This window comes from Okeania sp. SIO3I5 (assembly GCF_010672085.1).
Lineage (GTDB): Bacteria > Cyanobacteriota > Cyanobacteriia > Cyanobacteriales > Microcoleaceae > Trichodesmium.
The window spans coordinates 1,397-10,526 of sequence record NZ_JAAHHT010000161.1; the positions used below are offsets into that span (position 1 = coordinate 1,397).

Below are 9,130 nucleotides of genomic sequence, written 5' to 3' on the forward strand. Positions count from 1 at the left end.
CTCACAATTTTTGTGATATCATAAGTATTAACTGGGGTCGCTCGCCTATATGCCTGACTTTTTATTCAACTAATTTTCCTTAGTAATAGACAATGTCAGTATTTGGGAATTTTCTTTGGCAAAGCAATACCAAAAATATTTTCATCTTCTCGAGCTTCCGATAAACATCATAATGTTTGTTTTTCTGATCGTCGAATCTTTCCATCTATTGCTCCTAAGTAGAAAACCCATCACATTTTCATTTCCTTAAGCTCCCGAAAAATTTCGCCCGTCAAAGGATTTTCGGTTCCATCCTCACAATTTTTGTGATATCATAAGTATTAACTGGGGTCGCTCGCCTATATGCCTGACTTTTTATTCAACTAATTTTCCTTAGTAATAGACAATGTCAGTATTTGGGAATTTTCTTTGGCAAAGCAATACCAAAAATATTTTCATCTTCTCGAGCTTCCGATAAACATCATAATGTTTGTTTTTCTGATCGTCGAATCTTTCCATCTATTGCTCCTAAGTAGAAAACCCATCACATTTTCATTTCCTTAAGCTCCCGAAAAATTTCGCCCGTCAAAGGATTTTCGGTTCCATCCTCACAATTTTTGTGATATCATAAATATTAACTGGGCTAACTTGCCTATAAGCATGACTTTTTATTCAACTAAAAAAGTATCGTGCTTTAGCGATAGAACTCCGTTTCGCTGCGCGACATGAAAAACGTTTGGGGAGCATTCCCTCAGGAAAGTTGTGCGCTAGCTAAACGACCACTTTTTCCCCTTTATTGGGGAAGCTAACAAAGCTGAATTATTTAATTATTTAATTATTAATTATTCGGTAAAAGATACGGTTAGGGGTTCTATAGAATGGGTAGTATTCAACAGTAAGCTATCAATTCATTATTCTAGTACCGACACAGCTAAAATAGTTCAATGAGCGTAGATTGTCTTAAGGAAAAAAAACCAACAACAATAACGCCTATAACTAAAAAAACATCTAAATTACTTGCTATAAAATTGCTATGAAAAACTTGAGTATTTTGAAAAAACCCTCAGAACTATGGAAAATCATTTTGATCAACATAATTTTCTTATTTGTATTTTTAGAATTAGGTTCTCTGGGTTGGTATTTTTTCAAAAATAAGCAATTTTTCTACACCAGAGAAAAAGTCACGGAAAATAATCAAGGAGAAGAACTAGAAAATCAAGAAGAAAATGAAAATATAAATGCCAATGTCAATAAAAATGCAATGGGAATTAACTTAGCAGGAATTAGATTAGAAGACTCCGTCATCGAAAGATTGCATCCTTACTTTGGCTATGTTCAAAAACCAGGACCTGATTTTAGAGAAGGTTTTAAATATAATGGCGCTGGTTTTATTTCTCCCTATGATTATCCTTATCAAAAGCAGAATAATAATCAATATATAATCGGAGTATTTGGTGGTTCCGTTGCCTCAAACTATTCAATATATGAAATTCAGAATCAAATCTTAGAAAAGAAATTAAAACAACTTCCCGAATTTAAAGATAAGGAATTTATTATCTTGTCTTTTGCAACAGGAGGCTATAAACAACCACAACAATTAATATTATTAAACTACTTTCTTTCTATTGGTCAACAATTTGATATGATCATCAATATAGATGGTTTTAATGAAGTAACTTTGGCACAAGCAAATAATGAAAATGCTGTTGATATTATGATGCCTAGTACCAACCATGTTGTACCATTAACAAACATCGCAAATAATAGTCTTTCTACAAAATCTATTCAAGCTATGTTGAAAATTAATGATAGTAAGAATAAATTGAAAGATGCTTTAGAAACTTTAGATAAATGTCAAGTAGCTTATTGTTATGCTCTGACATCAATCTATGTACAAAACTTAGCAACAACCTATCGTAAAAATGTCAAAATTTTTGATAAAGAAAGGAAAAAAGCAGCCCAAGAAGCAGCAGGAGAAACAGAAGCTAGTATTGTTTATTTCTATGCGCAAAACCCAGAACTAGAAGAATCAGAATTATATCAAACTATGGCAGGACATTGGCAAAAAGCATCAATAATGATGAAGCAAATAGCTGCTAATAATAACATTTTATATTTTCATGTTCTACAACCTAATCAATATTATCCGACTAACCGAGTTTATAGTGAAACAGAACAGAAAATTGCTTTTGACTCTGATAGTCCTTTTAGGAAAGCAACAGAATTAGGATATCCGGTGCTTTTAAGTAAAATAGATAATTTAAAACAGAATGGTGTGAATTTTTTCAATGGTGTGAAAATTTTAGATGATGCTAAGGAAATAGTTTATATAGATAGTTGTTGTCATTATGCTGAAGTTGGAGAAAATATTTTGTCGGAATTTGTAGCTAATTCAATTTTTACTACACTTACTGTAGAAGTTAGGGAATAGGGAATAGGGAATAGGGAATAGTGGTATGGAATTTTTTAAAAGAATGTTACGAATAATAAGAGTAAGAAAAAGACTTTACAGGAGATGTGGATTTAACTAATAAGATAAACTATGAACCAAGAAATGGCATCGAAGCTATTCCCAGATGACTCCTGTAGTGGCGAATGGCCGCCCCTACTACAAATTTGATAAATGTTTTGGTATTAGGGAAAAAATTTCTGAGAGAGATACTTATCTATTACTTCCGCAGCTAATCTATTACCAGCAATATTCCAATGAATATCGTTGGGTTTGTAGAGAGCAGTTTCCGAACCAGCAGCAACAAATTCTTCCACAATATCAAGATGATAAATATTATGTTTATTCAGTTCTTGAGATAGTAATTTATTAGGTTGCCGGAAGTCAAATTGTTCTGGAGAAAAATTGTAACTAGCAACTACTTTTTCTCTTAATTGTTGAATGACTTGTACCTCATCAGGCATTAAAACTACGACTAAAGTAATATTTTGGCGATCGCAGATTTCTTTGATTTTTAATAAGTCGCTAAAAGCATCATTAAAATGTTCTGGAAAATCTGTTTTTTCAGGATTTTTGATAAAAATATAACTTCTCTTTTTTGCCTCTTCCAGATGAAAGTCATCTGGTACAGTAGGCAAGTCTTCTCGATATTCAATGCCATGATGATAGAGGTTGCCTTCAAACTTACTGTTTACCTTAATTAGAAAATAAAAGAAAGATAAAACGTAAGAATCTTGAATCTTAAGTAACCTCCTATCTTCTTGGGATTTATAGTTATCAGAAAAGTCATTACCAACATAAAAAGATAGTAAAAGCATATCAGGATTTAACTCTAATCCTTCATTAACAAATAGGGATAAATAATCTTTCGGTCCAATAGCAATTATTCCCATATTTATTAATTCTATAGGTTGCTGACTATCCCGATTAAGTTTAGACTCCAATAGAGTTAAAAAGTTGTGTTTATAAGGTACGCCACTATAAGCAAAAGAATCACCTATGCCAATAATTCTATATGTACCTTCTGCTTTTTGTTTAGTAAATTCGACATCTTTAAATCCCCTAGAATTTAACTGAAAATCATAATCTGTAGAAAATGGTTTTCCTCGCCAGCGATTATAAGATGAGGGATCGTAAAACATAAACGAAGGATTAATTTTGTGATAAATTCTGAATGCAATTTCTGTTAAACCAAATGTGATTAAAGAAATAATTACTGTTTGACGGACTAGAGAAAAAATCTTTTTCATTATTAAGTTTTGGTTTTGCGAGATGGGATGAATATTTTGGCTTGATTTAAGTAAAGCAAATCTAGATTACTAACCAGTAATACCAAATTGATAAATGTTTGCTACAAATAGCTAGGTAATTTTTTAGGAGTCAGGAGTCAGGAGTCAGGAGTCATAATGAATAGCTTCAATACCATTTCTTAGTTCATAACTGAGCTTTTTACTCAAAGGGACATATTCTATAAAGTCTTTTATTGGGTGCATCTCAATTTTTAAGAAAGCCAAAAATTTATTGCTTTTAGGGAACAGGGAACAGAGAATAGGGAATAGGAAAAAAGTATTTTTGCAAATATTGAGATGCACCTCTTTTATCATCCTTATTATTCGTAACATTCTTTTTTCAAATTGGTATAAGACGTTAATATAACATATATAATCATTTAATTTAAGAATGAAATACTTTTTTAACTGAAACTCTTTCACAGCAAGAAAACCTTGTCTCAATTTAAACTGAAATGACTATAACTGTCAGCTATTAGCTTTTTAAGTAGATAGAGAGAATTATTTGGTAAGTATTCAGCTCTTAGCAGTCAGCTTTTAGGTATTTGATAAATAATTAGTATACACTGCGAATGTTCAGGTCATTTTTGTTCCAATACTTTTAATTTTCCTGAAATATCTCAATTGCTTTTTCCTCCTCTAAAGGTAATAAAGCTGATATAGTAGTCCTAAATTGGTTGTGACAATTTTTCTAATAGTTAATTGGAGCTGAAAACATGAGTAAATTATTACTCGAGACTCCTTGTAGGGGCGATTCACGAATCGCCCCTACAAGCTAAAATACTCCAACTTAAATAGGATTGCTATAGCTGATAGCTGACAACTAAATGCTTACTTTTTAATGACTTAGTTTTTCTATAGCTATCTTGATATTAGGGTTAGTTGCTGTATTTAATCGACCTAAAAATATCTATAAATCTAGGTAAATATTCACCTATTATAAGTCAGCTCTTCAGCAATTAGTAATGAATAATTACTTCCAAGGTTTTTCAACAATTAATAATTATTAATTGTTGAAAATCAGAGGATTGACTAATTATGAAAATTTTTATTTATTATCTCCTTAAAAGGGGAAGCTTGAAACCAAAATTTTTCGGTAAAGGGGACTTGGGCAGTAAATTTTGATTCTTTCTCAATTACTTTTACCTTCCCAAAAATTAATAGGTAATAGCTAATAACTGACGGCTGAATGCTTACAAATCTAGTTTCGATATATAGGTATAAAATTAGTTACAAAATAATTTGTAAAAATTCTATGAGTCAAGGGAAATCCCGATTTTCTCCTCTGTTCCATTTTCCCTAAAATCTTGATTTACATAAATCTAAGAGGATTGCCATAGTTGACAATCATCAGGTAGATATATATTATGATATGGATGAAATTTTAGCAATTAATTGAACCAAAAAAATTTAGAGTATAATTAATATCCTATTTAGATAATCAGTTATCAATAGAATCTGCTTCTAGAAGCAATTCATAAATTGCTCCTACTCGCCCCCTTCCTATTACAAACAAATCAGGTCTAAAGCCTCCCCTTTTAAGAGGATTAAAAAAATATTCAATTCAGTATTTCCATCCCAATACTAAACTCGGAGGTACTGATAACTGATAACTGAAATGACCTATTATTTATAACTATTTAATCGAACATGATACAAGACAAATTTTCCAAATCTAATCTAAATATGCAAAAAAATAATTATGAATTAAGTTCTAGGTTAATTTTAGGCATCAGTTTATTTATAGCAATAATTCCGGCTATAGTTTTAGGGATTCTAATTCTTAAATATAGTGTAAATGTACCAATTCAAGACCAATGGCAAATCTCTGCTATCTTTGAAAAATTTCATCAAGGAACTCTATCTTTCAATGATTTAATAGCACAGCACAATGAAAGTAGAAAATTTTTTCCCAGACTAATTTTTCTGACTCTAGCATTTCTAAGCAAATGGAATATTAGATATGAAATGTTAGTCACATTTTTACTTGCCTGCATAGTTTCTGTAAATATTTATATCTTAAATAGATTAACAATAGGTGGCTCCCAGATCAAAGGTCTAACCATAGCATTAGTATCTAATATATTTATCTTTTCTGCTGTTCAATATGAAAATTGGTTGTGGGGTATTCAAATAGTTGTTTTTACTCCTATAGTCTGCATTACCTCCTGTATATTAATTGCTTATTCAAGACTAAATAATCTAGGCAAAATTTTAAGTTGTATGGTTTTATCAATCATCAGCACTTTTTCTTATGCTAATGGTTTATTAGCCTGGGTAATAGTCTTACCAGTGCTAGTTTTAGTACAACTAAAATCTTGGTCAGATATTAGAAAAAACATAACTTTATATCTACTTTGGATAATAGTATTTCTAGCCAATATAACCTTTTACTTCCATAATTATCAAAAGCCATTATCTCACCCTAGTCCATTAGAATCACTTCAATATCCATATCAAACTTTCCAATATTTTCTAGCATTTTTAGGTAGCTCTCTAGGAGTTGGTAGTAGTATAAAACCCTTAAATAATTCAATTATTTTTGGTGCGGTAATTATTATTCTATTTATTGGTTTTTGTTCTTATGTCATCAGGCATATTAAAGATTATGAATTGCGACATCAAACTATTGGCTGGATTATGCTAGGTTCGTATGCAGTTATTAGTGCTTTAGTTACATCTGCTGGTAGAGTAACACTTGGTATAGAACAGGCTCTTTCATCAAGATATACAACATTTTCAACATATATTATTATTTCCATAATTCATTTAATGATAATTGTGGGAGAAGATGCTATTAAAAAAGAATATTTTTTAATTAATAGAAGTTTATTCTCGAAAATTATTTGCTGGTTTCTTGGCATAATAACTGTTATCCAAGTACACAACTTAACCTATAGTGTAGACAAGATGAAGTCATGGAAACAAAATTTTTTGAAATATAAAGGCTGTTTACTACTAATTGATTTTACTCACGATAACTGTCAAAATCTGATTGATCCTTACTATTTTGAATATATAAAAGAACGGGCTAATTACTTAACAGAAATAGGTTTTTTAGAGCCTGGGTTAATTGCAACTAATCGCATTCCCGACTTAGTAGATACCAATAAGACTAGACAAATAGAAGGTATTTTTGAGAAGCTAGAATTTATTGGCGGTAATAACTTATTAGCGACTGGTTGGGCAATATTTACTGATACAAATTTACCCGTAGATACCATAGTTCTTAGTTATGATAATTGGCAAGGTGAACCTATTGTTTCTGCTGTGGCAGATATAACAATGCCAAGACTTAATCTTGTCAAAGAATTGAAGAGTCAAAAATACTTTAAATCGGGATGGCAAAAAGTATTATCTACTCATAAGTTTCCCCAAGGAAATATTAATGTTAAAGCTTGGGCATTAGATACAAAAACAACTAAATTTTATCAAATTCCCGGTACTTATGTAGTTAATAAGAATGGTGAAAATCTTACTGTTTTGTCAGGTAATTAAATAATAGGGATTCATTAATGGATAATGGATAATTGATAATGGATAATTACCTCTCCCTAAAAGGAAGAGGATTGACTAAAAGGAAAAAATTTATTTCTCTTGCTTGATTGGATATGGCGAGGTTTCGTCGCCATCCTTCAACCGCTTTTTTCTCCTTGAAAGGGGAGACTTTCAGGCTAAATTATTTAATTATTAGGTAAGGAGTAGAGGAGTAGAAAATCTGCTTCCGAGAAATTAATCAATAGACATCTCAAACAATCAAAAATCCCATCAATTATCAACTATTTCCCCCTCTATACCTATTCCCTACTCCCTCTTTTAGATGATAGTTATTAAGGAAGCTCATAGTGTTAACTAAAGAATCTCCAATTTGGTCAATTACCTTCTTAGGAATTGCGATTATTACTCTATCTTTTGCCCCAATTCTGACTCGTATTGCTGAAAATGAGTTAGGTTCTTATGCAACAATATTTAATCGCTTTTGGATTACCAGTCTAGCTTTAATTCTGGGAAATGGTATTAAAATACTTTCGGATAAGCAGAGCGATCGCTTATCTACTAATTTTCAAGAGACTTATACTTTCAAGGATTTTTTCTATTTATTCCTTCTTGCTATTCTAAATATAGCTTGTCTAGTAACTTGGGCATGGTCTCTGACAAAAACAACCGTTGCTAACTCTAATCTCCTCCACAATACAACTCCTATCTTTACTGTTTTGAGTGGGTGGTTACTGTTAAGTAAATCTTTTGGTAGTCGCTTTTTAATAGGTATAATTATAGCTCTAGGAGGAAGTTTAATAATTGGTTTTCAAGATTTTCACCTAGCTAAATATACATTGATAGGGGACACCATTGCATTAGTTTATGCCATTTTCTACGCTGGGGTAATTTTGGTAATAGAGCATCTCCGAGTTAAATTTAAAACAACTACAATTTTAATATGGAATAACTGTTTATGCTGTCTATTATTGTTACCATTTGCGTTGCTTTTTGAAGAGAAACTATTACCAGTTTCTCTTTCTGGATGGTTGAGTGTTATTGGTCTAGGGATTTTGTGTAACTTAATTGGAGGAAGTGCATTAATTTACAGTTTAAAACAATTTTCATCTGGGTTTGTCTCTCTAATTTTGTTGCTGGAACCGATTATTGCGGCATTCTTGGCCTGGGGAATTTTTGAGGAAGAATTGAGTTTATTAAATGCGTTGACGTTTGTATTAGTATTATCGGGAATTTATTTGGCTAAATCAGATCAGGTATTAGATAATAATTCAGAAGTTGTAGGAGCGAATTGCTATTCGCCCGTACAGGAGTTAGGAGAGCAAAAAATTTAGAAATATTTGGTAATAGCTGAAGATGAAATTTTTTTTTTATACCGAATAAAGGGAATTTGATATTAATAACTAGATTAATTATAGTAATTCCTATATTTATGAAGTAAATTTACCGAAAAATTAATGTATCAAGCCTTTTTATTTATGGAGAAAAAAGCGGTCGTTTGCAGAGCATGACCTAGGATGGGATGGATAGGTTACCTAACCATATCGAATCGACCAAGAGAAGAAAAAAATTCCTTTTAGGCAATCCTTCTATTACAGAAGAAATAATTATTAATTATTAATTATTAATTGTTAATTATTAATTATCGATCTATATCTTTAACTAAATAATTGAACAAAATATCGGCAGCTAATAAATTTCCAGCACTATTCCAATGGGGTTCCCTGAGTAAGTATAAAGGATGGTTATTTTGTTCGATTTTAAATCTATTCAACATATCTAGATAAGGAATGTTATTAGCTGCTAAAAATTTGCTCAAAATTGCTTGCTGACAAGTCAAATTATCAGACTCTCGTTTTAAATCATCGTACTCGGCAAAAGTTTCATTTAATAACTCATCATTAACTTGATATTCGTC

General features: G+C 31.2%; 4 protein-coding genes and 1 pseudogene. 3 read left to right on the forward strand and 2 right to left on the reverse strand.

The features are described 5' to 3' along the window. Positions 1–1,063 precede the first annotated feature (1,063 nt). A complete protein-coding gene (locus F6K40_RS27440; RefSeq protein ID WP_293140277.1) occupies positions 1,064–2,410 on the forward strand; it encodes a hypothetical protein in 1,347 nt (448 codons plus the stop codon). A 203-nt stretch (positions 2,411–2,613) separates the two neighbouring features. Here the strand turns inward: F6K40_RS27440 and F6K40_RS27445 are convergent, their stop codons facing one another. Beyond that, on the reverse strand, positions 2,614–3,678 hold the full coding sequence (locus tag F6K40_RS27445; protein WP_293140278.1) for an alginate O-acetyltransferase AlgX-related protein: 1,065 nt from the start codon (positions 3,676–3,678) through the stop codon (positions 2,614–2,616). Between the two features lie 1,725 nt (positions 3,679–5,403). Here F6K40_RS27445 and F6K40_RS27450 point away from each other — a divergent pair. Both F6K40_RS27450 and F6K40_RS27455 read left to right on the forward strand, forming a co-directional pair. Then, positions 5,404–7,215: a hypothetical protein gene (locus F6K40_RS27450; protein ID WP_293140279.1), complete on the forward strand. Its 1,812-nt coding sequence runs from the start codon at positions 5,404–5,406 to the stop codon at positions 7,213–7,215. A gap of 347 nt (positions 7,216–7,562) precedes the next feature. After that, positions 7,563–8,546 (forward strand): DMT family transporter, encoded by a 984-nt coding sequence (locus F6K40_RS27455; protein ID WP_293140280.1) that lies wholly within the window; start codon positions 7,563–7,565, stop codon positions 8,544–8,546. Positions 8,547–8,854: 308 nt separating this feature from the next. Here F6K40_RS27455 and F6K40_RS27460 read toward each other — a convergent pair. Then, positions 8,855–9,130, reverse strand: a pseudogene (locus F6K40_RS27460) (hypothetical protein); the annotation flags it as partial.

Bases quoted from the DNA above. Each gene is read 5' to 3' on its own strand.
- F6K40_RS27445 (WP_293140278.1), bottom strand. From the start codon at position 3,678: ATGAAAAAGATTTTTTCTCTAGTCCGTCAAACAGTAATTATTTCTTTA.
- F6K40_RS27450 (WP_293140279.1), top strand. From the start codon at position 5,404: ATGCAAAAAAATAATTATGAATTAAGTTCTAGGTTAATTTTAGGCATC.